Genomic DNA, 25,675 nt, shown 5'->3' with positions numbered 1-25,675 from the left:
TATGCGGGTATGGATTGACGCCGATGCCTGCCCTCGGGCGGCCAAGGACCAAGTGGTGAAGTTTGCCCTCAAACGCCAGTTCGAGGTGGTGCTGGTGGCTGGGCAGAGCCAGATCAAGCCGAGCTTTGCCTGCGTGAAGCTGATCGTGGTGCCCAGTGGTCCGGACGCGGCGGATGATTACTTGGTAGAGCACGCCGTGCCCGGCGAACTGGTGATCTGCAGCGATGTGCCGTTGGCTGACCGCCTTGTGAAAAAGGGTGTCACGGCGCTCGACCCGCGGGGCAAGGAGTTCAGCCCCGCGAACATGAGTGAGCGGTTGGCGGTGCGTAACCTGTTTACCGATCTGCGTGAGCAAGGCCAGATGGGCGGTGGGCCGCCGCCCCATAGCGAGAAGGATAAGCAGGCGTTCGCCAACTCGCTCGACCGCATCCTCACCCAGTTGATGCGCCCCGCCTGACTTCCGTACCTCGCCCGGGGCAAGCCCGCTCACCACAATCTAGTGTTGTGTGAGCGGATCAGTCGTTTTCGTGGGTCAGCTCCAACACCCGATCCACCAGCTTGTTGATGCCTGAAGCCACCTCGCTGATGTTCTTGCCGAGCATATAGGCCGGCGTACTCACGAGCTTGCGCGCCGTGTCTTCGGCGATATCTTCAACCGCGCACTCCTGATGGGAGGCGCCCATTTTGTCCAGGGCTGCGACGGTGTCGGTGTCGTTGCCGATGGTGCAGGTCACCCCTGGGCCGTAGATTTTTGCGGCCAGGGCCGGTGAGATGCAGATCAGCCCGACCGGCTTTCCGGCTTCGGCAAAGGCTTCAGCCAGTGCCAATACTTGTGGATTAACGCTGCACTCTGCGCCTTTCACAGCAAAGTCCGACAGGTTCTTCGCCGCACCAAACCCGCCGGGCACGATCAACGCATCGAACTCTTCGGCATTGGCCTCTTTGATGTCCTTCACCTCGCCTCGGGCAATGCGCGCCGACTCCACCAGCACATTACGTGACTCAGGCATCTCTTCACCGGTGAGATGGTTGACTACGTGCAGCTGTGGAATGTCGGGGGCAAAGCATTGGACCTGAGCGCCGCGCTGGTCCAGGCGCAGCAGGGTGATCACGCTTTCTTGGATCTCTGCGCCGTCATACACGCCGCAGCCGGAAAGGATCACTGCAATCTTTTTGCTCATGGGCATTTCTCCTGGGGTCTTGGCGTTAAATGTCTACTAATTTGTAACCTGTTGCCAATGGGATCTCGCGTCGCTGCACCTAATCTTGATGCCACAACAATAGACCGGACTAGCTCATGGACTTCGTGCCTTACGCGGTACCGTTTTTCATCGCCCTGATCGTGGTGGAATTGCTCGCTGACCGTTGGCGCGGTCAGCGCAACTACCGGGTCGCGGACGCCATCAACAGCCTCAGCACCGGCGTGCTGTCCACCACCACGGGGTTGTTGACCAAGGGCGTCGGGCTGCTGACCTACGCATTCGCCCTCAAGCACTTGGCGCTGATCGAACTGCCTGCCCAGAGTGTCTGGACCTGGGTCTTCGCCTTTGTGCTCTACGACTTCTGCTACTACTGGCTGCACCGGATGGGGCACGAGCGCAATATCCTGTGGGCCGCGCACTCGGTGCATCATCAGAGCGAGGACTACAACCTCAGCACCGCCCTGCGCCAGACCAGCACCGGGTTTCTGCTGAGCTGGATTTTCTACCTGCCCCTGGCCGTGCTCGGTGTGCCGTTGGTGGTATTCATCAGCGTCGCCTCGCTCAACCTGCTCTATCAATTCTGGGTGCACACCCGTCATGTGCCCAAGCTCGGCTGGTTCGAGTGGTTCTTCGTCACGCCATCCAATCATCGGGCCCACCATGCACAGAACGCTCTTTACATGGATCGCAACTACGGCGGGGTGTTCATTCTTTGGGACCGGCTGTTCGGCACCTTCCAGGAAGAAGACGACAACGAACCGGTGGTTTTTGGTGTGACGACCCCCTTGGCGAGTTGGAACCCGCTGTGGGCCAACTTGCAGTTTTATGCGCAGCTTTGGAGCGATGCACGGCGTACCGAGAGTAAGTGGGACAAGCTGCGCATCTGGTTCATGCGCACCGGCTGGCGCCCTGCGGACGTGAAGGCCAAATACCCCCTGGCCAAGCCTGATTTGAGCCAGTTCCGCAAATTCGACGTGCCGCTGGACGCGCGCCAACAGGTGTACATCGCCCTGCAGTTTGCCGCGTATGTGGGGTTTGGCAGCTATTTGATGAATTTCGGCGAGGGTTTGCCCGCCACCGCGCTGATTGTGGGCTGGGGTGCGATGGCGTTTGGGTTGTTTACGTTGGGCGTGGCTCTGGAGAATCGCCCGTGGACCTTGAAGGCTGAGCTGGTACGGCTGGCATTGAATGTACCGCTGGTGTGGCTGGCACCGCAGGTGGGGCTGTGGCCGGCCAGCCACTTGGGCTGGCTTGGGCTGCTGAGTTATAGCCTGCTCAGCGTGATCGGCCTCTACTGCTGTAGAAGCCGGCTTACTCGACTGGTGTCTTAGGCGCTTCGATCGAGGCAGGCTCGGCCGCGAGCCGGGCCTTGGCATCTGCACAGGCCTGGCGGGCGATTCGAGCGTTCTTGAAGCGGCGCCGCAGCCACAGGCCAAAGCCTAGTAACAACAACGCGCCGAGCACCCACAATTCGTACTTTTTGACGCTGCCGAGCATGCCTTCCAGTACTGCGCCGAAGTGATAAGCCGCCGCACCCAAAGCCGCTGCCCAGATGGCAGCACCGATCCCGTTGAGGATCAGGTAGCGCAGTGGCGGGTAGCCCGACAGACCAATCGCGACCGGCATCACCGTGCGCAATCCGTAGACGAAGCGGAAACTCAGCACCCAGATATCCGGGTGTTTGCGGATGTGTTCCAGTGCTTTGTCGCCCATCAGTTGCCAGCGCGGCTTGCGTGCCAGCAGTTTGCGGCCGTGCTTGCGCCCCATGTAATACCAAAGCTGGTCGCCGGCGTAGCTGCCAAAGAAGGCAACGACCACCACCAGGTTGATATCCATGTAGCCACGGAACGCCAGGAAGCCTGCGAGCACCAGAATGGTCTCGCCTTCAAAGAACGTCCCGAGGAAGAGGGCAAAGTAGCCGAAGTCATGCAGAAATTGTTGAAGCATGGTCTGGGTGCTGGCGAAATGAACGCGCAGCCTACGCCTTCGTGAACATTCATGAAAGTATCGAGATGTGTCACGAAGTGAACAATTCCTACATAAACGACGAATGCGACTACAGGTCGCATCGATAAGCACAACTGTCATACCTTCGTCATAATGGCCGCTTATAACTGCAACGCTCGCCCGTAAACCCGGGCTCAGGAGTCTGTCGTGAGCTTTACCCCTGCCAATCGCCTGTTCCCAGCCACTCGTCTGCGTCGCAATCGCCGTGATGATTTTTCTCGCCGTCTGGTTCGTGAAAACGTACTGACGACGAATGATCTGATCCTGCCGGTGTTTGTGCTCGATGGCGAAAATCGTCGAGAAGCCGTTGCGTCGATGCCGGGGGTGGAGCGTCTGACCATTGATCTGCTGCTGGAAGAGGCGGCGGGTTGGGTCGAACTGGGGATTCCGGCGTTGGCGCTGTTCCCGGTCACGCCGGCTGAACTCAAGTCCCTCGATGCGGCCGAAGCCTGGAACCCGCAAGGGATCGCCCAGCGCGCAACACGTGCTCTGCGCGAGCGTTTCCCTGAGTTGGGGGTGATCACCGACGTGGCGTTGGACCCGTTCACGACCCACGGTCAGGATGGCATCCTGGACGAAGACGGCTATGTTCAGAACGACATCACCGTCGATGCGTTGGTCAGGCAGGCCTTGTCGCACGCCGCGGCAGGCGCCCAGGTGGTCGCACCTTCGGACATGATGGACGGCCGCATCCAGGCGATTCGCGAAGCCCTGGAGCTGGCCGGCCACGTCAATGTGCGAATCATGGCCTATTCAGCGAAGTACGCCAGCGCCTACTACGGCCCGTTCCGGGACGCGGTGGGCTCGGCATTGAACTTGGGCAAGGCCAACAAGGCCTCTTACCAGATGGATCCTGCCAATAGCCATGAAGCCTTGCACGAAGTGGCGGCCGATCTGGCCGAAGGCGCCGACATGGTGATGGTCAAGCCGGGGATGCCGTACCTGGACATCCTTTGGCGGGTCAAAGATGAATTCAAGGTGCCGACCTTTGTCTATCAGGTCAGCGGCGAATACGCCATGCACATGGCTGCAATACAGAATGGATGGTTGAGTGAAGGGGTGATTCTGGAATCCCTGACGGCCTTTAAACGTGCCGGAGCTGATGGCATTCTGACCTACTTTGCCGCCCGCGCCGCCCAATTGCTTAGAGAGCAACAATAGCCCTCACAGGAACACTCGATGAATACCGAAGGACTCTCCGAAGTTGCAGTAAAAGACGCTCACCCGGTGGTTGAACAAGTCGCCGAGACCCCGCCGGAGCTGGAACCGGCTCCGCCTGCCGTGGTGGCCGAAGTACCAGCGCCGGCGCCAGTGCCGATGGTGACCAACCTGGATGACAGCAGCCTTTACATCCACCGCGAGCTGTCGCAACTGCAATTCAACATCCGCGTGCTGGAACAGGCGCTGGATGAGTCCTACCCGTTGCTGGAGCGGCTGAAATTCCTGCTGATTTTCTCCAGCAACCTGGACGAGTTCTTCGAGATCCGTGTTGCCGGCCTCAAAAAGCAGATCACCTTCGCCCGCGAACAAGCCGGCGCCGACGGCCTGCAACCGCACCAGGCGTTGGCGCGCATCAGCGAGCTGGTGCACGGCCATGTGGACCGCCAATACGCGATCCTCAACGACATCCTGCTGCCGGAGCTGGAAAAACATCAGGTCCGCTTCATCCGTCGCCGTCACTGGACCACCAAGATCAAAACGTGGGTGCGTCGCTATTTCCGTGACGAGATCGCGCCAATCATCACGCCGATCGGCCTCGACCCGACGCACCCGTTCCCATTGCTGGTGAACAAGAGCCTCAACTTCATCGTTGAGCTGGAAGGTATCGACGCCTTCGGTCGCGATTCCGGCCTGGCGATCATCCCGGCGCCGCGTTTGCTGCCACGGATCATCAAGGTGCCGGAAGAGGTGGGGGGCGCTGGCGACAACTATGTATTCCTGTCCTCGATGATCCACGCCCACGCCGATGATCTGTTCCAAGGCATGAAGGTCAAGGGCTGCTACCAGTTCCGCCTGACCCGTAACGCCGACCTGGCGCTCGACTCCGAAGACGTCGAAGACTTGGCCCGTGCCCTGCGCGGCGAGCTGTTCTCGCGGCGCTACGGCGATGCGGTGCGCCTGGAAGTGGCCGACACCTGCCCGAAACACCTGTCGGACTACCTGCTCAAGCAGTTCAACCTGGGCGAGACCGAGTTGTATCAGGTCAACGGTCCGGTGAACCTGACGCGCCTGTTCAGCATCACCGGCCTGGACAGCCACCCGGAGCTGCAATACACGCCGTTCACGCCGCAGATCCCGAAACTGCTGCAAAACAGCGAGAACATTTTCAGCGTGGTGAGCAAGCAGGACATCCTGCTGCTGCACCCGTTCGAGTCCTTCACTCCGGTGGTCGACCTGCTGCGCCAGGCCGCCAAGGATCCGCACGTTTTGGCCGTACGCCAGACCCTGTACCGCAGCGGCGCCAACTCGGAAATCGTCGATGCCCTGGTGGACGCTGCGCGCAACGGCAAGGAAGTCACCGCGGTGATTGAGTTGCGTGCGCGGTTCGACGAAGAGTCCAACCTGCAACTGGCCAGCCGTCTGCAAGCGGCCGGCGCGGTGGTGATCTACGGCGTGGTTGGCTTCAAGACACACGCCAAGATGATGCTGATCCTGCGCCGCGAAGCGGGTGAGATCGTGCGCTACGCCCACTTGGGTACCGGCAACTACCACGCTGGCAACGCCAAGCTCTATACCGACTACAGCCTGCTGACTTCCGACGACGCCTTGTGTGAAGACGTCGGCAAGTTGTTCAGCCAGTTAATCGGCATGGGCAAGACCTTGCGCATGAAGAAGCTGCTGCACGCGCCGTTCACCCTGAAGAAGGGCATGCTCGACATGATTGCCCGCGAAACTCAGTTCGCCCTCGACGGCAAACCGGCGCACATCATTGCCAAGTTCAACTCGCTGACCGATCCGAAGATCATCCGCGCGCTTTACAAGGCCAGCCAGTCCGGCGTGCGTATCGACTTGGTGGTGCGTGGCATGTGCTGCCTGCGTCCGGGCATTGTTGGCGTGTCGCACAATATCCATGTGCGTTCGATCATCGGCCGCTTCCTGGAGCACACGCGGGTGTTCTACTTCCTCAACGGCGGCGAAGAGCAGATGTTCCTGTCCAGTGCCGACTGGATGGAGCGCAACCTGGATAAGCGTGTGGAGACCTGCTTCCCTGTAGAGGGCAAGAAGCTGATCATGCGGGTCAAGAAAGAGCTGGAAAGCTACCTGACCGACAACACCCACAGCTGGAGCCTGCAATCCGACGGCCGTTACGTGCGCAATACGCCGACCGGCAACCAGAACCCACGCAGTGCGCAGGCGACGTTGCTAGAGAAGTTGGGCAGTCCGATTCTGTCGGTGAACTAAGCACCGACGCGGTCTGAAAATGTGGGAGGGGGCTTGCTCCCGATGGCGGTAGACCAGTCAACAGATTCATTGACTGGTCTACCGCCATCGGGAGCAAGCCCCCTCCCACAGTTGTTTCCGGTGTTCTCTAGCGCAGGTTCAGGCTGAACCCCACTCGTGTCAGCCACTCCGCTTCCTGGGCGAAGTCCGCCTGGGTCAGTTGGTTCTCATCCAGCCAGCCTTTCGGGAACACGACATCCAGGCTCTCGCCATTGGCGCGCAGGCTCACCTGGGGCATTTCCTGGGTGCCGCGAATGTGGTGGAACAGGATCGCGAAGCGCAGCAGTACGCACAGGCGGATCAGCTTGATGCCTTCATCACCGAACTCGGCAAACTTATCCTTGGGAATATTGCGACGATGGCCGCGCACCAGCAGTGCGAGCATCTGCTGGTCTTCCCGGGAGAACCCGGCCAGGTCGGAGTGCTCGATCAGGTAGGCGCCGTGCTTGTGGTAGTGGTAGTGGGCGATATCCAGGCCTACCTCATGCACCTTGGCGGCCCAGCCCAGCAGCTCTCGCCATACGCCGTCTTCCAGGTCCCAGTCCTCGGCCACTTGGTCGAACGCGTGCAAGGCTTTGCGTTCCACACGGGCGGCTTGTTCCAGGTCGACGTGATAACGCTCCATCAGCGAGCTGAGCGTGCGCTCACGTACGTCCTCGTGGTGATGGCGGCCCAGCAGGTCGTAGAGCACACCTTCGCGCAGGGCGCCGTCACAGTGGTCCATGCGTTGCAGTTCGAGGGCGTCGAAGATGGCTTCGAGAATCGCCAGGCCGGCCGGGAAAATGGTGCGACGGTCGGGCTTGATGCCGTCGAAGTCGATTTTCTCGGCGTCCCCCAGTTTGAATAGCTTGCGCTTGAGCCACGCCAGGCCTTCGGCGTTGACCTCACCCGTGCCATGGCCGCCGGCCTTGAGTGCCAGGCCGATAGCACGGATGGTGCCAGACGAGCCGATGGCCTCATCCCAAGTCAGGCGGTGCAGGGCGTGTTCGATACTCATGATTTCCAGCCGCGCTGCGGTGTAGGCCTGGGCGTAGCGCGCCGGAGTGATCTTGCCGTCCTTAAAGTAACGTTGGGTATAGCTGACGCAACCCATCTGCAGGCTTTCGCGCAGCAGCGGTTCGAAACGCTGGCCGATGATGAACTCGGTACTGCCGCCGCCGATGTCCGCCACCAGACGCTTGCCGGGGGTGTCGGCCAAGGTGTGGGACACGCCTAGATAGATCAGGCGCGCCTCTTCACGGCCGGAGATGACTTCTACCGGGTGGCCGAGGATTTCCTCGGCGCGGCGGATGAATTCGCCGCGATTGCGCGCTTCGCGCAGGGCATTAGTGCCGACAATCCGCACCGCGCCCAGGGGCATACCGTTAATCAGCTGCGCAAAACGCTTGAGGCAATCGAGCCCGCGCTGCATGGATTCTTCATTGAGCTGGCGGGCGTCGTCGATCCCGGCAGCCAGTTGCACTTTCTCGCCGAGCCGTTCAAGGATGCGGATTTCGCCGTTCTGGGCCTTGGCCACGACCATGTGAAAGCTATTGGAACCCAGGTCTATGGCGGCGATCAGGGACAGATTCTTGGCTTGGGATTGCGGCATGGTTTGGGGGTCTCGGTCGATAACCTGACCATCGTGCCACGATCGACCGCTGGCGCCAACGCGTAGCGCCATAGGAATTCCAATCAGGGCTTCAGCGGAAATTGCCGATGCGGGTTGTAGGAGATTTTCATGACGATTGCATTACAAAGTTAACAGATGCCGTAGTCCTTGATTTCCGGGGCTTTATTTATGGGATTGGTAACTAATTCCTACATGCTTCTGTATTAGTCCTCCAAGTTGTTGTTTTGATTCGCACAACGAATATTCCAGTGTGGAATGGCTGCCGCTGAGTACTCTTACAATCATTGATATTTTTTCCGGTTTAATTGAAGGGGTGGAGTGTTAATACTTCGGTCCGGCGATTTTGCCTAGGTGTTATTTATTTATAGTTGAGCGTTCAGTGTGGGCGGCTTTTAAATGTGGGCTTGTAAGATTGGCTTTTAGATAGTTTGAGTTTTTAGTTGTACGCAGATAAATGATCTTTGATAGTAAGGTGGACTGTATATGAAAAATAAAAGTGCTTTGTTTGGGGGCGTGTTCCTTGCAGTTGCTTGCCTGAGCGTTCAAGCTGCGGACTTACGTGTCAAAGGCTCCATTGCACCTTCCAGTTGCAGTTTTACACTCACAAATTCGACCATTGATTATGGCAAAATCAATCCGAGCTCTTTAAGCGCCACCCAATATAATCCGTTACCAAACAAAAGCACTCCGTTCGTCATAAAGTGTGCTGCACAAGCTCGGGTCGCTATAAGTGCAACGGATAATCGTGCGGCAAGTAAAGTGGGTGGCATAACACTTCAATATGGCTCGCAGTACAATGATAACTATAACTACGGGCTTGGTAATACCGGTAATGGTGAACATATCGGCGGTTATATTTTATACATGAGAAGTTCGGTGGCTGATGGCAAGGCTGTCAATATTATGCAGTCATTCGACAATGGTGGCGTTTGGCGCGGTATCGCCGGCGCCATGGCGCAAACTCCTGTCTTGACCAGCTGGTGGTCGGGTGACTTTACACCGCTGAAGTTTTCCACGCTGTCCGGTACGCTAAACGTTCGGGCCATTCTTAATAAGACATCCGCTCTCAGCCTCAGTAATGAAATCAAGCTGGACGGTCATGCCACGCTGGAACTGAAGTACATCTGAACATAACTACCCTAATGGTCAACTGGGGCTGATTGCTTTTCGGCGGGGCGACGGCGCTCTGCAGTGAATTTTTTCAGTGCCAGGCCTATGGGCGAGTTTTATCTGTGGCTATCCATTTTTTTGTTAAAGGTGATAAGTTTGAAAAATAAAATTATTGTAATGATGGGTGTATGTTTGGCTGCGACGGGGCTCAATGCCCAAGCAGCTGATGTCCGTGTTAAAGGAACCATCGCGCCCGCAAGCTGCAGCTTTACGATAGTCAACTCGGTATTTGATTACGGTATGATTCGACCGAGTTCGCTAAGTGCCACCCATTACACAAAGTTGGATAAAAAAAGCACGCCCTTTACCGTCAAATGCGATGCACCTACTTTGGTAAGCATCAAGACACAGGACAATCGTGCAAGCAGTAAAGTGCCTGGTATGATGCGAAGTGCATTTAATCAGACCTATGTTGACACCTTTAACTATGGGCTAGGCACGTCATCCAAAGGTGAGAAAGTTGGCGGTTACGTTATGTTCATGGCCAATACCGTTGCTGACGGTAAAACGGTCAGGGTTAATGGTTCGAACAATAACGGCGTTACTTGGTCCGTCGGCGACGGGGCCCTGGCACAGCCTCCGCATTTGACAAGCTGGGCGTCTGGGACCACTACGCCGATTAAGCTTTCAGTGGTTTCCGGAAACTTGCAAGTGCAAGGGGTTATCAACAAGACCTCTGCTTTCTCCGTCGGTGAGGGTATCAATCTGGATGGCCATGCCACCTTAGAGTTACGTTACTTGTAAGCAATGTTGAGTCGGTCAGCACACGTTGAGACTTTAGGTGTTTGAAGTTTTAACGTGTTCTGACTGTTTTGCTGTGTTCGAAGTAAAGGAAACGTCGGATGTGTATCGTCTCCAAGTCGAAGTTCTTTTTAGCGTTTAGCGTGTGCGTTAACTTTCTTTTATGCGGTGTGGCGTACGCCGATGGCATGGAGCCTGAAACCACTGTCATTGTGCTAAATGAGTCCGATGGCGAGGCCAGTATTAACGTCAAAAATACTGACGTCGGGCCTGCGCTACTCCATTCGGCTATTGAAGATGTTCCGGAAGACCTGGAACCCTTGGTGGTTGTCACTCCCCCGGTTGCAAGGGTGGATGGTGGCCAACTGCAAATGGTGAGGTTCATGTTGATTGGCAAGGAGCCGCTCAAGACTCAGCGTTTGAAGCGTGTCACCTTCGAGGGTATCCCACAAACCCAGCCAGGCTCGGGTGCGACGATTGGTATCAGCCTGCGACAAAACCTGCCGCTGATTCTCCATCCCAAGGGACTGCCACAGCACAATGCGCCTTGGGAGTTACTGACCTGGCGCCTGCAGGGCAAAACGTTGAGTGTGCATAACGACAGTCCCTATGTCGTTCGTTTGGCCGCCGAGGTGCAACTGAACCCGCAAAAAGCCAAAGCCTATCTTTCACGCACCTATATCTTGCCGGGTGAGGTGCTGAGCGCTGAATTTTCAAGCGCTCACCCTGATGCCACGTCAGTCACCATCATGCCTGCCACTGTTTATGGATTTACCGTAGACAACTACGATGCCTTGCTCCTAGCCAACATGCCTTGACCTCGTATGGGAAAAATAAACGAGGTTACCGGCGCTGTTGGTAAAAAACGGTGTGGGGGTAAAAAGGCCGCAGCGCCTTTTAAGTTCAACCGAGTCAGTCTCTCAGCCTGCGTAGCGATGTTTTCTGGCGCCGCAGGTCACGTTTACGCGGGGCCCGGGGCGCACCCGCTGGAATTCGATCTGACTATCTTGCAGCATCGCGGACTCGATCCTTCGGTTGCCCACTATTTTCGAGACGCGCCACGATTCACTGAAGGTGTTCGGGTTGTTGATCTGACGGTCAATGGTGATCGCGTTGGATTGACCGATGCGCGGTTCAACCATGAAGGGGCGTTGTGCTTTACCCGTGGCTTGCTGGACCGAGCAGGGCTGCGTGTACCTGCTTCAGTGATAGATAAACAGGTTTCTGCTGACCAGGCCTGTCATGACTTCCTTACCGAGTTTCCCAGCACGGAATTGAACCTGCGTCCGGGCAACGAGGAGGTAGCGATCGTCGTTCCCACCCAGGCGATCCGTGAGCCGCAACGAGCCACTGGCCATTTCGCTCGAGGTGGAGCGGCGGGCTTGCTCAACTATGACGTGCAAGGCATCAACAGTCATTCGCGCGATGCCAGGGGCCGTTTTCTATCGGCGTCCACAGAGGTGGGGTTTAACGTAGGCGATTGGATTGCGCGCAGTCGTCAGCTCTATATCTCTACCGATGGTCGGTCTGGGGCCGAGCACCTGTACGCCTATGCGCAACGGGATATTGCGCGGTTGGCGTCGACCCTCCAGGTGGGGCAGATATCCGGTAACAGCCCGGTGTTCGGCGGGGTGCAACTGACCGGTTTCCAACTGTCTCCAGACGGTGTCGACGGCGGTGCCGGCGGTAATGGAGTAGTGGTCGAAGGCCAGGCCCTTAGCCAGTCTCGGATAGAGGTACGCCAGTCGGGCGCACTGATCTACACAACAGTCGTGCCGGAAGGGCCGTTTGCATTGAGCAACCTGCCGTTGCTCAACGGCACGAGTGACCTTGATGTACGGGTCATTGAGACCCGTGGCGGACAGCGTAGCTTTGTAGTGCCGGCTGCTTCGTTTCGCGATGCGATGCCGGTGAAGTCCGGGTATACCGCGGCCGTCGGCAAGATACGGGATGTGGAACGTAGCGGTGCCGATGAGCCTATGCTGGCCGTGGCAAGCGGGACCTGGGCGCTCACCCCCGCCACGGCCCTCAGTTCGGGTGTGCAGGTTACCGATCATTACAATTCGGTGGGGCTTGCGCTGGACAGCAGTTTCGCGCAGCGATTCTCTGTTGGTCTGCGTAACAACCTCTCACGGGACGACAAGAACAACGTACGGGGTGTGCGTAATAGCGTTTCGTTGGGCAGCGTGCTGCCGGGTGACGTGCAGATGACCCTGAGCGCTACGACCCAGACACCTGGCTATCGTGATGTGCTCGATAGTGTGCGCGCTGACAGTGGTGAGTTGGCGAACTCGCGGTTCAAAAACCAATACACGGCAGGTCTCAGCTGGGCGGACCCGCAATTGGGTGTGTTCACGATTGGGTACACCCGTGCTGCAAACTTCAACAGTAGCGCCTCTCAGTATGTGCATGGCGCCTGGAACAAGCAGTTCAGGTACGCCAATGTCGGGTTGAGCGTGGACTCGCAAGTTGGCACTTCTGGCACTAACAAGAACAACAACGATGGGCTAGGCGTGCGTTTGCAAGTCAGTGTTCCCTTGGGGGGTGATCGTTCGCTCACTTCTACCGCCAGGCACCAGGGGCGTCGATCGAGTATTGGCGCAGCCTTCAACGAACGCGTCGACGACACACTCAATTATGAACTGCGCGCTGACAGCGACCTTGGTACGGCCGCCCGGCATGCGCAGGGCGGTTTGCTGAACATGACGTCCCGTTATGCTCAGTTGGGCCTGGGCATCAACCGGGACTCGACCAACACCAGCTATAGCGGTCAGTTGCAAGGCGCGGTCGTGGCTCATGAACGGGGGCTGACGCTGTCTCCGTACAGGGTCGAGGATACGTTTGGGGTTGCGTCGGTCGGCGATGTGTCGGGCGCGCGTATCACTACACCCCAGGGGCCTGTATGGACCGATCGGTGGGGAATGGCGGTGATACCGGGATTGCCCGCTTATCAGAGCAGCCTTGTCGAGGTGGAAGGCAAATCCCTGCCACGGCAGGTAGATATCAAGAACGGCACCCAATCCCTGGAAGTTGGACGAGGCTCATTCAGCAAGGTCGACTTTGAAGTGGTTAAGGTCAGGAGGGTGCTGTTGCGTGCCGTCGATCAGAGTGGCCAAGCGTTACCCAAAGGTGCTTCGGTGCTTACGGCAGACAATGCATTCCTGACCTCCGTCGTCGGAGACGGCCTGATTTTCCTGAATAACATCGACGCGCCACAAACCTTGACCGTGTCATCGCCGAACGCGACCTCCTGCAAACTGCAACTCGAACTGTCGGAACAAATCGATGAAGGCCAACTTTATGAAAACACAGCGGCGGTCTGCAGCTAAAAGTGCTCTGACGTCAGGGATGCTCGCGGCGGTGGTGAGCCTATTGACGGTTTTTGAGGCGTCGGCTTCTGAGTGCCACCTGTCAGTGAGCCAACCGCAAATTGATTACGGGCTTCTGCGCCCCGTTTCAAAGCCTGAGGCTCGCGGGACTTTCCTGGGTAAGCGCATGGTGCGTGTGAGCGTGGTGTGCGCTGATGCTAGGTTTATAGCCCTGCGTTTTATGGGCGTGCCTGCCGACGGTCAAGGTTTCAGGTTTGGTCGGGAGGGGCGGTTTGACCTGACGCTGCAGCAGCCAGTGCTCGATGGCCAGGCGATAGAGTTGGCGCCGATGCACAACCGGGCGGAGCGCGGTGGTCACCTGAGGCCGGACCAAGCGCTGGTGCTGTTGAAGGCAGGGCAGCCTGTCAGCGGGCGGGTGTTTTCAGCGCAGGTGCAGATTGACACCTATCTCTCGAATGCCGCCGCCTCAGTACGCGATAGAACGTTATTGGAGGGCGGCGGGCGCTTCGAGTTGGTACCTGGCGGCTAATCGATCAGGCGTGGGCTTCTGTTGTACCGATGAAGTTTGCCAACTCAGCGGTCTGGGGATTGGCAAACAGCAGTTTTGGATCGCCGACTTCATGCACCTTGCCCTGGTGCATGAATACCAGCTTGTCACCGACTTCCCGGGCGAAGCGCATTTCGTGCGTCACCATGATCAAGGTCATACCGTCCTTGGCCAGCTGGCGCACCACGCTGAGCACTTCGTTGACCAACTCCGGGTCCAGGGCTGAGGTGATTTCATCGCACAGCAGCACTTTGGGTGACATAGCCAGGGCCCGGGCAATGGCGACGCGCTGTTGCTGGCCGCCGGACAAGCGATCTGGGAAGGCGTCGAATTTCTCTCCCAGCCCAACGCGTTCCAGCATCTGCTTGGCCAACTGTGCCGCTTTGGCCTTGGGCACTTTCTGCACCACTTGTGGCGCGAGCATGACGTTTTCACCCACCGTCAGGTGCGGGAACAGGTTGAACTGTTGGAACACCATGCCGACTTTCTGCCGCAGGCTGCGCAAGTCAGCGCGGGCGGCATCAAGGTATTCGCCGTCGACCTCGATCACTCCATCGTTGATCGACTCCAGGCCATTGAGGGTGCGCAGCAGGGTGGATTTACCCGAGCCGCTGCGGCCGATGATCGCCACCACCTGGCCTTCTTCAACCGTCAGGTCGATGCCCTTGAGGACGTGGTGATCGCCGTAATACTTATGCAGGGCGGAAATTCTAAGCAGAGGCATGCAGTCTCCTTTCCAGGTAGCGAGCACTGAGGGACAAGGGGTAGCAAAGCAGGAAGTAACCGAGGGCCACCAGGCCGTAGATCATGAAGGGCTCGAAGGTCGCGTTGGCGAGCATGCCGCCGGTCTTGGTCAATTCGGTGAAGCCGATGATGGAGGTCACGGCGGTGCCTTTGACCACCTGCACCGAGAACCCCACCGTTGGCGCCACGGCGATCCGCAGGGCCTGGGGCAGGATCACGTAGCGCAGTTGTTCAAGAGGATTCAGCGCCAGGCTGGCCGAGGCTTCCCACTGCCCGTGGGCGATGGAGTCGACACAACCGCGCCAGATTTCAGCGAGGTAGGCGCTGGTAAACAATGTCAGGGCAATCGCCGCTGCCAGCCACGGTGAAATATCCACCCCCAGCAGCGCGATGCCGAAGAACACCAGGAACAGCTGCATCAACAACGGTGTGCCCTGGAACAGCTCGATGTAGGTGCGCGCAAGATTGCGCGCGAACGCCTTGCTGCTGATGCGCATGGTCATCACCAGCAAGCCGATCAGGCCGCCGCCGATGAACGCCACCAGCGACAGCAACAGCGTCCACTGAAGGCCCGTAAGCAGATTGCGTACGATGTCCCAGAAGGAAAAATCACTCATCGGCTATTCCTCATCACAAAGCGGCGGCCGATCCAGTTGAGCAACTGGCGAATCATTAACGCCATGCACAGGTACACCAGGGTGGTCAGGGCATAGGTTTCAAACGCGCGAAAATTACGCGACTGAATAAAGTTGGCGGCGAAGCTCAGCTCTTCGGTGGCGATCTGTGAACACACCGCCGAACCGAGCATCACGATGATGATCTGGCTGCTCAGTGCCGGCCACACTTTGCCCAGCGCCGGCAGCAACACCACATGGCGGAACGCTTCGAAACGCGTCATTGCCAAGGCTGCCGCAGCCTCCAGTTGCCCGCGCGGGATGGCCTGGATGCCGGCGCGAATGATCTCCGTGGAGTAGGCCCCCAGGTTGATCACCATCGCCAATACGGCGGCTTGCCACTCGGTTATCTTTAGCCCCAGGGACGGCAGGCCAAAGAAGATGAAGAACAGTTGCACCAGGAACGGCGTGTTGCGGATCAACTCGACATAGACGCCGAAGAACCAGGCAAACGGCTGGATCTTCCACGCCCGCACCACCGCGCCGACGGTGCCCAGGGCCACCCCCAGGATCGCACCGATGGCCGTCAGCTCAAGGGTGAACAACGCGCCGCGCAACAGCAGATCGGTATTGGCCAGCACCGGCACAAAGTCAAATTGATACGCCATGAGTCAGCTCCGTCGTATCAAAGATCGGCGGGCAGCGGCTCTTTCAGCCATTGCATCGCGTTCTTTTCCAGGCTGCCATCGGCCTTGGCCGCGACCAGGATCTGGTTGACCTTCTCCAGCAGCGCCGGCTCGTTTTTGTTCACGCCGACGTACACCGGCGAATCTTTGAGTTTCACTTTCAGCGCTGGCACGCGTTTCGGGTTGCGCTCGCTGATCGCCACCATCACAACGTTGCCGCTGGCGATCAGGTCGACCTGGCCTGCCAGGTAGGCGGCGATGGTGGAGTTATTGTCTTCGAAGCGCTTGATGGTCGCTTCCTTGGGCGCTACTGCGGTCAGCTCGATGTCTTCGATGGCGCCACGGGTCACGCTGATGGTCTTGCCCTTAAGGTCGTCGGTGCTGCTGATGGCGGCATCAGGTGGGCCGAATACGGCCAGGTAGAACGGCGCGTAAGCCTTGGAGAAGTCGATGACTTTTTCTCGCTCCGGGTTTTTGCCCAGGCTGGAGATCACCAGATCAACCTTGCCGGTGGTGAGGAACGGGATGCGGTTGGTGCTGTTGACCGGGGTCAGCTCCAGCTTGACCTTGAGTTGGTCGGCCAGCAGCTTGGCAGTATCGATGTCCAGGCCGCGCGGCTTCATGTCGGGGCCGACCGAGCCAAACGGTGGGAAGTCCTGGGGCACGGCTACCTTAAGGGTGCCACGGGCGACGATATCGTCCAGCCCATTGGCCTGGGCGGGTGCCTGGCTCAGCATCAGGCTGGCAAACAGGGCAGTGAGCAGGGCGCTGTAGCGCTTAGTCATGGCAACTCTCCGAAAAGGGCGAAAGGATTTTCTGGATTTGGCTTGCTTGCGTGACTGCACAGCCCATGCCAGTAGGCTCGAAATCGTCTGTAAGGCTGGGATTTGTTGAGCTTCATTGGTCTTACTGGTCTGAACAGTGGCATAGCCTTTCGCACCCTTTTCGAGCGCCAGCAAAAACCTGCGAGCCCCTTTGGGGCGTGGCTTGCCGCCGGCCGCGAATAGCTTTACAACTAGCCGCTCTGCTGACTGAAACCTTGAGTTTTTTATGAATTCCATCGCCCAAGCCGTACCGGAAGCGGCCCTGCAGGCCATTCGCAAACTGATCAAGGAGCAGGGCTTCGGGCCAGGCGACGCGTTGCCGTCACAACGCGACCTGGCGGTGCAGTTGGGCGTGAGCCGAGCGTCGTTGCGTGAGGCGTTATCGTCCCTGAGTGCGTTGGGCGTGGTCAGCGTGCTGCCGGGCAAAGGCGTATTCGTGCAGGCGGCGGAGGACGCGCCGGGCTTTGCCTGGCCTTTCGCGGCCCAGGCCACGCCGTTGGATATCTTCCAATTGCGCTATGCGCTGGAGGGGTTTGCGGCGGGGCTGGCGGCGGTCACGCTGACCATCGATGAGCTGGACAGTCTTGAGGACAACGTTGAGGCGATGCGCAAGGTGCTCAAGGCCGGCGACTTCGACGCCGCGGCGCGGCTGGACTTCGAGTTTCACCAACGCATCCTGTTGGCCAGCGGCAACCAAGCGATGGTGAGTATTCTCAGTGCCAGCGCCGAGGTGTTCCTGGAAAGTCAGAAATTACCGTTCATCCGGCCAGAGCGGGCCATGGAAACCTGGCAGGAACATCGCAAAATTTTGCGTGCCTTGGCCCGGCGTGCGAGTGCGACAGCGCAGAAAACCATGCAGGAACACGTACGTAATGCAGCGTTACGCACGGGCATTACCTTTGTGAGTCCCGTCGCGTCTTGAATTGGGCTATACCCAAACTCATGCATCACCATAGCAAGACTCAATCAGAGGCGGCTTCCTGAACGGGGGAAGGGCGGCTATGATGGGCAACGTTTTTTTTGCTTACAATCCGGAGACATCCATGAGCAACGATCTTATCAAGCACGTCACCGACGCGACCTTTGAGGCCGAAGTACTCAAGGCTGCTGGCCCGGTGCTGGTTGACTACTGGGCTGAATGGTGCGGCCCTTGCAAAATGATCGCTCCGGTCCTGGACGACATTGCAACTACTTACGAAGGCAAGCTGACCATTGCCAAGCTGAACATCGACGACAATCAGGAAACCCCGGCCAAGCACGGTGTGCGCGGTATTCCTACGCTGATGCTGTTCAAAAACGGCAACGTTGAAGCCACCAAAGTAGGTGCGCTGTCGAAGTCCCAGCTGCAAGCTTTCCTCGACGCCAACATCTAAGCGTCGTCAAAAAGGCCCCGCAAATTGCGGGGCTTTTTCGTTAAACAGGGCTAGACGCTCCGAAATTCAGGTGGTACATTCGGCCCCGCACTGGTTTCTCCACTGCCCCCTGCAAGCCGTCGCCGACGCATTCCTTTTCGATTAGTACGCGATCCTGTCGCCTTCTCTGCGGCGCGGCCTCATTAAGCCAAAAGCTTAATTTCCCCCCCTCCATAAATGATTACGTCATTCCTATATGAATCTGACTGAACTCAAGCAAAAGCCGATTACCGACCTGCTCCAATTGGCCGAAGAAATGGGCATAGAAAATATGGCCCGTTCGCGCAAGCAGGACGTGATTTTCTCCCTGCTCAAGAAGCACGCGAAAAGCGGCGAGGAAATCTCCGGTGATGGCGTGCTGGAGATTCTCCAGGACGGCTTCGGCTTCCTCCGCTCTGCAGACGCTTCCTATCTCGCCGGCCCAGACGATATCTACGTCTCGCCGAGCCAGATCCGTCGCTTCAACTTGCGCACCGGTGACACCATCGTTGGCAAGATCCGTCCACCGAAGGAAGGCGAGCGTTACTTCGCCCTGCTCAAGGTCGACACGATCAACTTCGATCGTCCAGAGAACGCGAAAAACAAGATTCTCTTCGAGAACTTGACCCCGCTGTTCCCGACTGTGCGCATGAAGATGGAAGCCGGTAACGGTTCCACCGAAGACTTGACCGGACGCGTGATCGACCTGTGCGCTCCGATCGGCAAAGGCCAGCGTGGCCTGATCGTCGCACCGCCGAAAGCCGGTAAGACCATCATGCTGCAGAACATTGCAGCGAACATCGCGCGTAACAACCCTGAAGTTCACCTGATCGTATTGCTGATCGATGAACGTCCGGAAGAAGTGACCGAAATGCAGCGCACCGTGCGCGGCGAAGTGGTTGCCTCGACGTTCGATGAGCCGCCAACCCGCCACGTGCAGGTTGCCGAAATGGTGATCGAGAAGGCCAAGCGCCTGGTCGAACACAAGAAGGACGTGGTGATCCTGCTCGACTCCATCACCCGTCTGGCCCGTGCTTACAACACCGTGATCCCGAGCTCCGGCAAGGTATTGACCGGTGGTGTCGATGCCCACGCCCTGGAGAAGCCGAAGCGTTTCTTCGGCGCCGCGCGGAACATCGAAGAAGGCGGCTCGCTGACCATTATCGCCACCGCGCTGGTTGAAACCGGCTCGAAGATGGACGAAGTGATCTACGAAGAGTTCAAGGGTACCGGCAACATGGAACTGCCTTTGGACCGTCGCATCGCGGAAAAACGCGTGTTCCCGGCAATCAACATCAACCGTTCCGGCACCCGCCGCGAAGAGTTGCTGACTGCCGACGACGAACTGCAGCGTATGTGGATCCTTCGCAAGCTGCTGCACCCGATGGACGAAGTTGCAGCCATCGAGTTCCTTATCGACAAGCTGAAAACCACCAAGACCAACGACGAGTTCTTCCTGTCGATGAAGCGTAAGTAATACGACGTTTCAGGTCCGAAAGAATGGCGCCCCCAGGGGCGCCATTTTTTTTTGCGCGTTTTTTAAGCACGTTCGGCAGTCAAATGCACCGCGATAAGCTGCCAGCCAGCCTCAGAGCAGGTAGGATGTACGCCTATTTTACGGGTGGCATGGTTAATGAAATTCAAGGATCTTCGGGATTTCGTGCAGCAACTTGAGCAGCGCGGAGAGTTGAAACGTATCCAGGTGCCGGTTTCCCCAGTGCTGGAAATGACTGAGATTTGCGACCGTACCCTGCGTAGCAAGGGCCCGGCGCTGCTGTTCGAAAACCCGACCGGCTTTGATATTCCGGTGCTCGGCAACCTGTTCGGCACGCCCGATCGCGTGGCGTTCGGCATGGGCGCCGAGTCGGTCAGCGAACTGCGCGAGATCGGCAAACTACTGGCCTTCCTCAAGGAGCCCGAGCCCCCCAAGGGTCTGAAGGACGCCTGGTCGAAGCTGCCGATCTTCCGCAAAATCATTGCCATGGCCCCCAAAGTGGTCAAGGACGCGGTGTGCCAGGAAGTGGTCATCGAAGGCGATGACGTCGACCTGGCCATGCTCCCGGTGCAAACCTGCTGGCCCGGCGACGTCGGCCCGCTGATCACCTGGGGCCTGACCGTCACCAAAGGCCCGAACAAAGACCGTCAGAACCTCGGTATCTACCGTCAGCAAGTGATCGGCCGCAACAAGGTGATCATGCGTTGGCTGAGTCACCGTGGCGGTGCGCTGGACTTCCGTGAGTGGTGCGAAAAACACCCTGGCCAGCCGTTCCCGGTTTCCGTGGCCTTGGGTGCAGACCCCGCCACCATCCTGGGCGCTGTGACCCCTGTGCCGGACAGCCTGTCCGAATACGCCTTCGCGGGCCTATTGCGTGGCAACCGTACCGAGCTGGTCAAATGCCGTGGCAACGACCTGCAAGTGCCGGCCACTGCTGAAATCATCCTCGAAGGCGTGATCCACCCTGGCGAGATGGCCGACGAAGGTCCTTACGGCGACCACACCGGCTATTACAACGAAGTCGACAGCTTCCCGGTATTCACCGTCGAACGCATCACCCACCGGATCAAGCCGATCTACCACAGCACTTACACCGGCCGTCCGCCGGATGAGCCGGCCATTCTCGGCGTGGCGCTCAACGAAGTGTTCGTGCCTATCCTGCAAAAGCAATTCCCGGAAATCACCGACTTCTACCTGCCGCCGGAAGGCTGTTCGTACCGCATGGCCATCGTGACCATGAAGAAGTCGTACCCTGGCCATGCCAAGCGCGTCATGTTGGGTGTGTGGTCGTTTTTGCGACAGTTCATGTACACCAAGTTCGTTATTGTCACCGACGACGACATCAACGCCCGCGACTGGAACGACGTGATCTGGGCCATCACCACGCGCATGGACCCCAAGCGCGACACGGTGATGATCGACAATACGCCGATCGACTACCTCGACTTCGCGTCGCCGGTATCGGGCCTTGGCTCTAAGATGGGCCTGGATGCTACCCACAAATGGCCGGGTGAAACTACCCGCGAGTGGGGTCGGGTGATCGTCAAGGATGAAGCCGTGACCGCGCGCGTCGATGCGATGTGGAAAGAATTGGGAATAGATTGATGCGTGTAACCCTGCAACCTTCCGGCGCCGTGCTGGAGCTGGTCCCCGGCGAGCGAATCCTCGAAGGGGCGCGCCGCCTGGGCTACGAATGCCCGCAGGCCTGTCGCAATGGCGTCTGCCACGTGTGTGCCGCGCTGCTGGTGGAAGGCCGGGTGCAGCAAGCAGGTGAGGTGCGCGACCACGGTGAGTTCTACACCTGCATCGCCGAACCGTTGGAAGATTGCATTGTGTTGTGGGATGGCGTGTTGGCGCCGGGAGAGTTGCCGTTGCGCAAGTTGTCGTGCCAATTGAGTGAATGCGTAGAGGTCGGTGGTGATGTGTGGCGCGTGCGCCTGCTGGCCCCGGCCGGCAAGGCGGTGCGCTACCACGCCGGGCAATACCTGATGATCGAACGGGAAAATGGCGAAAAATCCGCATTCTCCCTAGCGTCGGCTCCTCACTCCGGGCGCGAGCTGGAACTGCATGTGCTGGCCCGCGAGGACAGCGCGCGCGCCCTGCTGGAACAGCTGCAACGCAATCAGATGGCCCGTGTGGAGTTGCCGTTTGGCGATACCCATTTGGCTGAACTGCCGGACGGTCCGCTGGTATTGATCGCCGCCGGCACCGGTATGGCACAGATGCATAGCCTGATCGAACATTGCCGCGCCTCCGGCTTCAAGCACCCGGTGCACCTGTACTGGGGCGTGCGACGCCCGGAAGACTTCTACCAGATCGAACACTGGGACCAATGGCTGCAACTGCCAAACTTGTTCCTGCACAAAGTCGTCAGTGATCTGTGCGGTTGGGAAGGACGCTGCGGTTTGCTCCATGAAGCGGTGTGCGAGGACATCGCCGACCTCAAGGCCGTGCACGTCTACGCCAGCGGCTCACCGGCGATGATCTACGGCACGCTGGATGCGCTGGTCGACGCCGGCATGGATGCGCATCAGATGCGCGCCGACGTATTCGCCTACGCGCCGCGCTGATCCATTCCAAGAGCCGCCGGCTTTTTGTGGTGAGAGGGCAAGCCTGCTCATCACAAAAGCCCCGCTCAGTGCTCGCTTAGAAGCGCACGCCGGTCGTCACCATCGCCGCATTGAACCCCAACAACACCAACTCCGCCGCCACCGGCCCGTAATGGGTGCCTACCGACGGAATAATCACCGGCGCCACACCGAAACGGTTCAATGGGATCTTGTCGCGGTACTTGCCGCGATAGCCCTGGATCGCCCCGCCCGTGACCTTCAGGTACACCGGATAGTCGGTCATGTCATAGCGCTTGCCCGCGTAGGCGTAGTACGAGCGCTGGCGGAACGAGTTGCGAAAGGTTGCCCCGCCATACACCAACCCTGAGGCTTCATTGCGCTCCAGGCCAATCAGGTCTTGGTTGTTGTTGTGGTCCTTGTCCGGCGCGAAGTGCCGAGTGTAGACGCTGGTCTGCGCGTACCAGAAGCCCTTGTCGTCTTCGGTGACGGGCGATTCGCCAGCTAGCGCGGTGGTGGCCTGGGCCAGCAATAACAGGCCAGGCAGTCGAAAATTCTTCATGGGTGCGACCTCGGTAGTCGGTTTGATGGGCGGCTAAGTGGGTCGTGATGTGCACCCTATTTTGACGGCTTGGCGCGTGCCCAGGCTGAACCGGGGCTGAAAGTAACGGGATCGCTGCGGATAATCCTGACGGAGGGGACCCTGGGCTTATGCATTCTCTTATTCCTTAAAGGTATTTAATTTGTTACATGAATATCTTTAAGCTATATCGCAACGGACTACCGATTTTCTGCCAATCACCAACAACTGACCGCCACCGCCCGCCAGCCGGATCGATCGTATGAGCTCAGAGCACTGACGTTCTGATGTTTGATTACTGATTCATAAGGGAAAGGGGAGCGGTATGGGGAGCTACAAGAAACACGCGCTGTACTCGGCGATTTTGTCGGCCAATTTGCTGACCGCTGTGAGCTTCAATCCAGTCTTTGCGGCCGAAACGTCCGCCACCGATGCACCCAAACTCGACACCGTGATCGTCACCGGCACCCGCGCTCAGGAGCGTACGGCCAGTGCTTCACTGTCACCCATCGATGTGATTTCCGGTGACAGTCTGCGCAGCACCGGCTCCGATGAGCTGGGCGCAGTGCTGGCGCGCCTTATTCCATCAATCAATTTCCCACGCCCAAGCCTGGTGGACGGCGCCGAATTGGTGCGGCCTGCACAGTTGCGCGGCCTGTCACCTGATCAGGTGCTGGTGCTGGTCAACGGCAAGCGCCGCCACACCAGTGCCTTCGTCAACCTGGGCGGCGCAGTGGGCCGTGGGTCGGCACCGGCGGACCTGAATGCGATCCCGCTGTCGGCGGTGGACCATATCGAAGTGCTGCGAGACGGTGCTTCCGCGCGCTACGGCTCGGATGCGATTGCCGGGGTGATCAACGTGATCCTCAAGCACGCTGACCATGGCGGCTCGATCTCCACCAAGTTCGGCGAATACAAGAAGGGCGACGGCATCCAGCGTAATGTCAGCGGCAACACCGGCCTGGCATTGGGCGACAACGGCTTTATCAACCTGTCGGCCGAAGGGGCTGACAACGACTACACCAACCGCGCCGGTGATGACTACCGCACCGGAAGCGTCGGCTCTACCACCTATGGCCAGCGCGTGTTCCGCCAAGGTGAGCCGGCCACCAATGAAGGCAAGTTCCAGTTCAACTCCGAATATTCCTTCAACGACGCGGCCGAGTTCTACACCTTCGGCGGTTACAGCAAGCGGCGTGGCGAGACGGCGGCGTTCTACCGCGCGAGCAATGCGTCCAACAACATCCCGGCGCTCAACCCCAACGGTTACCTGCCGCTGATCAAGGGCAACCTTGAAGACACGTCGTTGGTGGTAGGCCTGCGTGGCTTGCTGGCGTACGACTGGCATTACGACCTGTCGGCCAACTACGGCAAGAACCAGTACGCACTCAGCACTGAAACCATCAACACCTCCCTGGGCCTGGCGACACCGCGCAAGTTCGACAACGGCACCCTGAGCAACGACCAGAAGCAAGTCAGCCTGGACCTGTCCCGCGAGTTCGACGTGGGCTGGCTGCCTTACCCGGTGTCCGTGGCGTTCGGCGGTGAATACCTGCATCAGGGTTATGAAATCGAGGCGGGCGAGCCAGCGTCCTACTTCCAGACCGGCAGCTCCGGGCTGGGCGGCTTCCGGGATGCCGACGCGGGCACCAGCTCTCGTCACAATTGGGCGCAGTATCTGGACCTGGAAACCAACTTCACCGAAAAACTCAGCGCCTCGGCCGCCGTGCGCCATGAGGACTACAGTGACTTTGGCTCCAACGTCAGCGGCTCGCTGTCAGCCCGTTATGACTTCACCCCGCAAGTGGCCTTGCGCGGCAGTGTGTCCAACGGTTTCCGCGCGCCGTCCCTGGCCCAGCAGAACTTTGCCTACACCTCATCGCAGCTGATCGGCAGCACCATCCAGGAAGCCGGTACCTTCCCGGCCAACAGCCAGGTTGCGCGCTTGCTCGGTGCTGAAGACCTCAAGGCCGAGAAGTCGCGCAACTACAGCCTTGGTCTGGTACTGGAGCCGGCCGATGACCTGACGGTGACGGTGGATGTGTACCGTATCGACATTCGCGACCGTATCAGCCTGTCCTCCAACCTCGGCATAAACGCGGCGACGCGTGCCTACCTGCAGGCCAACGGCGTGGGCAACATTGATTACACCACCGCCCGCTACTTCACCAACGCCACCGACACCAGCACCGACGGCGTCGATCTGGTAGCCAACTATCGCTACCAATTCGATAGCGGTATCCGCTGGAACAGCACCGTGGGCTACAACTACAACCACACCAAAGTGACCGATGTGAAACCCAACCCGGCCATCCTCGATAGCCTTGGGGCGAACCTGGTGCGGGTGGACCGTCGCGAGCGAATCGGTTTGCTCGGCGATACCACGCCCCAGCACAAGCTGAGCCTGGGTAACGACTTCACCTACGGCAATTGGGCACTGCACAGCAATTTGGTGCGCTATGGTGAGTTCACCAGCTACCAGGCGGACAAGGTCAACGACCAGACTTTCAAGGCCGCCTGGGTACTGGATTTATCGGCTGACTACAAGCTGAAGAACTGGACCTTCACCTTGGGCGGCGACAACGTCACCGATAAATACCCAGAGAAGGTCAACGCCTTCGCCAGCAGTGGTGGCAATTTGGCCTATAGCACTTTTTCGCCGTACGGTTACAGCGGCGCGTTTTATTACGGTAAAGTTGCTTACAACTGGTAACACACAGGAGGC

General features: G+C 58.6%; 23 protein-coding genes. 15 read left to right on the top strand and 8 right to left on the bottom strand.

Annotated features, from left to right (window positions below; genetic code table 11):
• Position 1 precedes the first annotated feature (1 nt).
• Positions 2 to 457, top strand: coding sequence for a YaiI/YqxD family protein (locus BW43_RS25250; protein ID WP_032884331.1), 456 nt, complete (start codon positions 2 to 4; stop codon positions 455 to 457).
• A gap of 58 nt (positions 458 to 515) precedes the next feature.
• Here the strand turns inward: BW43_RS25250 and elbB are convergent, their stop codons facing one another.
• Entirely contained in the window at positions 516 to 1,181 is a 666-nt protein-coding gene (gene elbB, locus BW43_RS25255) for an isoprenoid biosynthesis glyoxalase ElbB (protein ID WP_032884330.1), read from the bottom strand.
• A 116-nt stretch (positions 1,182 to 1,297) separates the two neighbouring features.
• Between elbB and BW43_RS25260 the strand changes: the two genes are divergently transcribed.
• Positions 1,298 to 2,533 carry a sterol desaturase family protein gene (locus tag BW43_RS25260; RefSeq protein ID WP_032884328.1) on the top strand — a complete coding sequence of 412 codons (1,236 nt, stop codon included), beginning with the start codon at positions 1,298 to 1,300 and terminating at the stop codon, positions 2,531 to 2,533.
• On the opposite strand, the gene BW43_RS25265 is transcribed toward BW43_RS25260, so the two are convergent.
• On the bottom strand, positions 2,514 to 3,149 hold the full coding sequence (locus BW43_RS25265) for a DedA family protein (protein ID WP_032884326.1): 636 nt from the start codon (positions 3,147 to 3,149) through the stop codon (positions 2,514 to 2,516). The genes BW43_RS25260 and BW43_RS25265 overlap by 20 nt on opposite strands.
• A gap of 207 nt (positions 3,150 to 3,356) precedes the next feature.
• Here BW43_RS25265 and hemB point away from each other — a divergent pair, with 207 nt between their 5' ends.
• Together hemB and ppk1 are read left to right on the top strand one after the other, a co-directional pair.
• Positions 3,357 to 4,370, top strand: a complete 1,014-nt coding sequence (gene hemB, locus BW43_RS25270) for a porphobilinogen synthase (protein WP_032884324.1) — start codon at positions 3,357 to 3,359, stop codon at positions 4,368 to 4,370.
• Positions 4,371 to 4,388: 18 nt separating this feature from the next.
• Entirely contained in the window at positions 4,389 to 6,611 is a 2,223-nt protein-coding gene (gene ppk1, locus BW43_RS25275; protein WP_032884322.1) for a polyphosphate kinase 1, read from the top strand.
• Between the two features lie 127 nt (positions 6,612 to 6,738).
• On the opposite strand, the gene ppx is transcribed toward ppk1, so the two are convergent.
• Positions 6,739 to 8,241, bottom strand: a complete 1,503-nt coding sequence (gene ppx / locus BW43_RS25280) for an exopolyphosphatase (RefSeq protein WP_032884523.1) — start codon at positions 8,239 to 8,241, stop codon at positions 6,739 to 6,741.
• A 504-nt stretch (positions 8,242 to 8,745) separates the two neighbouring features.
• On the opposite strand from ppx, the gene BW43_RS28050 reads away from it, so the two are divergent.
• The 5 genes from BW43_RS28050 to BW43_RS25305 all read left to right on the top strand — a co-directional run bounded on the left by BW43_RS28050 (position 8,746) and on the right by BW43_RS25305 (position 14,031).
• On the top strand, positions 8,746 to 9,390 hold the full coding sequence (locus BW43_RS28050) for a DUF1120 domain-containing protein (RefSeq protein WP_081797570.1): 645 nt from the start codon (positions 8,746 to 8,748) through the stop codon (positions 9,388 to 9,390).
• Positions 9,391 to 9,453: 63 nt separating this feature from the next.
• Positions 9,454 to 10,176 carry a DUF1120 domain-containing protein gene (locus BW43_RS25290; RefSeq protein ID WP_155989931.1) on the top strand — a complete coding sequence of 241 codons (723 nt, stop codon included), beginning with the start codon at positions 9,454 to 9,456 and terminating at the stop codon, positions 10,174 to 10,176.
• Between the two features lie 98 nt (positions 10,177 to 10,274).
• A complete protein-coding gene (locus tag BW43_RS25295; protein WP_081797568.1) occupies positions 10,275 to 10,991 on the top strand; it encodes a fimbria/pilus chaperone family protein in 717 nt (238 codons plus the stop codon).
• Between the two features lie 117 nt (positions 10,992 to 11,108).
• On the top strand, positions 11,109 to 13,502 hold the full coding sequence (locus BW43_RS25300) for a fimbria/pilus outer membrane usher protein (RefSeq protein WP_032884317.1): 2,394 nt from the start codon (positions 11,109 to 11,111) through the stop codon (positions 13,500 to 13,502).
• The gene (locus BW43_RS25305) at positions 13,459 to 14,031 is read left to right on the top strand and encodes a hypothetical protein (RefSeq protein WP_155989930.1); all 573 of its coding nucleotides are present in this window, start codon (positions 13,459 to 13,461) and stop codon (positions 14,029 to 14,031) included. Before BW43_RS25300 ends, BW43_RS25305 begins: the two co-directional genes overlap by 44 nt.
• A gap of 4 nt (positions 14,032 to 14,035) precedes the next feature.
• Here the strand turns inward: BW43_RS25305 and BW43_RS25310 are convergent, their stop codons facing one another.
• From BW43_RS25310 to BW43_RS25325, 4 genes are read right to left on the bottom strand one after another with little or no spacing between them, the layout of a single operon-like run.
• Positions 14,036 to 14,773 (bottom strand): amino acid ABC transporter ATP-binding protein, encoded by a 738-nt coding sequence (locus BW43_RS25310; RefSeq protein WP_032884313.1) that lies wholly within the window; start codon positions 14,771 to 14,773, stop codon positions 14,036 to 14,038.
• On the bottom strand, positions 14,760 to 15,410 hold the full coding sequence (locus tag BW43_RS25315; RefSeq protein WP_032884311.1) for an amino acid ABC transporter permease: 651 nt from the start codon (positions 15,408 to 15,410) through the stop codon (positions 14,760 to 14,762). The genes BW43_RS25310 and BW43_RS25315 overlap by 14 nt, the downstream gene beginning before the upstream one ends.
• Positions 15,407 to 16,075 carry an amino acid ABC transporter permease gene (locus BW43_RS25320; protein ID WP_017736949.1) on the bottom strand — a complete coding sequence of 223 codons (669 nt, stop codon included), beginning with the start codon at positions 16,073 to 16,075 and terminating at the stop codon, positions 15,407 to 15,409. The genes BW43_RS25315 and BW43_RS25320 overlap by 4 nt, the downstream gene beginning before the upstream one ends.
• A gap of 17 nt (positions 16,076 to 16,092) precedes the next feature.
• Positions 16,093 to 16,878 (bottom strand): transporter substrate-binding domain-containing protein, encoded by a 786-nt coding sequence (locus tag BW43_RS25325; protein ID WP_017530859.1) that lies wholly within the window; start codon positions 16,876 to 16,878, stop codon positions 16,093 to 16,095.
• Positions 16,879 to 17,143: 265 nt separating this feature from the next.
• Between BW43_RS25325 and BW43_RS25330 the strand changes: the two genes are divergently transcribed.
• From BW43_RS25330 to BW43_RS25350, 5 genes are all read left to right on the top strand, one after another.
• Positions 17,144 to 17,839 (top strand): FadR/GntR family transcriptional regulator, encoded by a 696-nt coding sequence (locus tag BW43_RS25330; protein WP_032884308.1) that lies wholly within the window; start codon positions 17,144 to 17,146, stop codon positions 17,837 to 17,839.
• 121 nt (positions 17,840 to 17,960) lie between these two features.
• Positions 17,961 to 18,290: a thioredoxin TrxA gene (gene trxA / locus BW43_RS25335; RefSeq protein WP_015886460.1), complete on the top strand. Its 330-nt coding sequence runs from the start codon at positions 17,961 to 17,963 to the stop codon at positions 18,288 to 18,290.
• Between the two features lie 235 nt (positions 18,291 to 18,525).
• Positions 18,526 to 19,785 carry a transcription termination factor Rho gene (rho, locus tag BW43_RS25340; protein ID WP_003176825.1) on the top strand — a complete coding sequence of 420 codons (1,260 nt, stop codon included), beginning with the start codon at positions 18,526 to 18,528 and terminating at the stop codon, positions 19,783 to 19,785.
• A 156-nt stretch (positions 19,786 to 19,941) separates the two neighbouring features.
• On the top strand, positions 19,942 to 21,408 hold the full coding sequence (gene ubiD, locus BW43_RS25345) for a 4-hydroxy-3-polyprenylbenzoate decarboxylase (RefSeq protein ID WP_032884305.1): 1,467 nt from the start codon (positions 19,942 to 19,944) through the stop codon (positions 21,406 to 21,408).
• A complete protein-coding gene (locus BW43_RS25350) occupies positions 21,408 to 22,373 on the top strand; it encodes a CDP-6-deoxy-delta-3,4-glucoseen reductase (RefSeq protein ID WP_032884304.1) in 966 nt (321 codons plus the stop codon). The genes ubiD and BW43_RS25350 overlap by 1 nt, the downstream gene beginning before the upstream one ends.
• Before the next feature lie 76 nt (positions 22,374 to 22,449).
• Here BW43_RS25350 and BW43_RS25355 read toward each other — a convergent pair whose 3' ends face one another.
• Positions 22,450 to 22,932, bottom strand: a complete 483-nt coding sequence (locus BW43_RS25355) for a hypothetical protein (protein WP_032884303.1) — start codon at positions 22,930 to 22,932, stop codon at positions 22,450 to 22,452.
• A gap of 343 nt (positions 22,933 to 23,275) precedes the next feature.
• Here BW43_RS25355 and BW43_RS25360 point away from each other — a divergent pair, with 343 nt between their 5' ends.
• A complete protein-coding gene (locus BW43_RS25360; RefSeq protein ID WP_032884301.1) occupies positions 23,276 to 25,663 on the top strand; it encodes a TonB-dependent siderophore receptor in 2,388 nt (795 codons plus the stop codon).
• The last annotated feature ends 12 nt before the right edge of the window (positions 25,664 to 25,675 follow it).

This window comes from Pseudomonas sp. RIT357, from assembly GCF_000632245.1.
Classification (GTDB): Bacteria; Pseudomonadota; Gammaproteobacteria; order Pseudomonadales; family Pseudomonadaceae; genus Aquipseudomonas; species Aquipseudomonas sivasensis.
This window is presented reverse-complemented; position numbering and strand designations above follow the sequence as displayed.

Bases quoted from the DNA above. Each gene is read 5' to 3' on its own strand.
- BW43_RS25295 (WP_081797568.1), top strand. From the start codon at position 10,275: ATGTGTATCGTCTCCAAGTCGAAGTTCTTTTTAGCGTTTAGCGTGTGC.
- rho (WP_003176825.1), top strand. From the start codon at position 18,526: ATGAATCTGACTGAACTCAAGCAAAAGCCGATTACCGACCTGCTCCAA.
- BW43_RS25350 (WP_032884304.1), top strand. From the start codon at position 21,408: ATGCGTGTAACCCTGCAACCTTCCGGCGCCGTGCTGGAGCTGGTCCCC.
- BW43_RS25300 (WP_032884317.1), top strand. From the start codon at position 11,109: ATGTTTTCTGGCGCCGCAGGTCACGTTTACGCGGGGCCCGGGGCGCAC.
- ppx (WP_032884523.1), bottom strand. From the start codon at position 8,241: ATGCCGCAATCCCAAGCCAAGAATCTGTCCCTGATCGCCGCCATAGAC.
- trxA (WP_015886460.1), top strand. From the start codon at position 17,961: ATGAGCAACGATCTTATCAAGCACGTCACCGACGCGACCTTTGAGGCC.
- BW43_RS25320 (WP_017736949.1), bottom strand. From the start codon at position 16,075: ATGGCGTATCAATTTGACTTTGTGCCGGTGCTGGCCAATACCGATCTG.
- BW43_RS25355 (WP_032884303.1), bottom strand. From the start codon at position 22,932: ATGAAGAATTTTCGACTGCCTGGCCTGTTATTGCTGGCCCAGGCCACC.
- BW43_RS25265 (WP_032884326.1), bottom strand. From the start codon at position 3,149: ATGCTTCAACAATTTCTGCATGACTTCGGCTACTTTGCCCTCTTCCTC.
- BW43_RS25250 (WP_032884331.1), top strand. From the start codon at position 2: ATGCGGGTATGGATTGACGCCGATGCCTGCCCTCGGGCGGCCAAGGAC.
- BW43_RS25360 (WP_032884301.1), top strand. From the start codon at position 23,276: ATGGGGAGCTACAAGAAACACGCGCTGTACTCGGCGATTTTGTCGGCC.
- BW43_RS25315 (WP_032884311.1), bottom strand. From the start codon at position 15,410: ATGAGTGATTTTTCCTTCTGGGACATCGTACGCAATCTGCTTACGGGC.
- BW43_RS25310 (WP_032884313.1), bottom strand. From the start codon at position 14,773: ATGCCTCTGCTTAGAATTTCCGCCCTGCATAAGTATTACGGCGATCAC.
- BW43_RS28050 (WP_081797570.1), top strand. From the start codon at position 8,746: ATGAAAAATAAAAGTGCTTTGTTTGGGGGCGTGTTCCTTGCAGTTGCT.
- ubiD (WP_032884305.1), top strand. From the start codon at position 19,942: ATGAAATTCAAGGATCTTCGGGATTTCGTGCAGCAACTTGAGCAGCGC.
- elbB (WP_032884330.1), bottom strand. From the start codon at position 1,181: ATGAGCAAAAAGATTGCAGTGATCCTTTCCGGCTGCGGCGTGTATGAC.
- BW43_RS25330 (WP_032884308.1), top strand. From the start codon at position 17,144: ATGAATTCCATCGCCCAAGCCGTACCGGAAGCGGCCCTGCAGGCCATT.
- BW43_RS25325 (WP_017530859.1), bottom strand. From the start codon at position 16,878: ATGACTAAGCGCTACAGCGCCCTGCTCACTGCCCTGTTTGCCAGCCTG.
- BW43_RS25260 (WP_032884328.1), top strand. From the start codon at position 1,298: ATGGACTTCGTGCCTTACGCGGTACCGTTTTTCATCGCCCTGATCGTG.
- ppk1 (WP_032884322.1), top strand. From the start codon at position 4,389: ATGAATACCGAAGGACTCTCCGAAGTTGCAGTAAAAGACGCTCACCCG.
- BW43_RS25305 (WP_155989930.1), top strand. From the start codon at position 13,459: ATGAAGGCCAACTTTATGAAAACACAGCGGCGGTCTGCAGCTAAAAGT.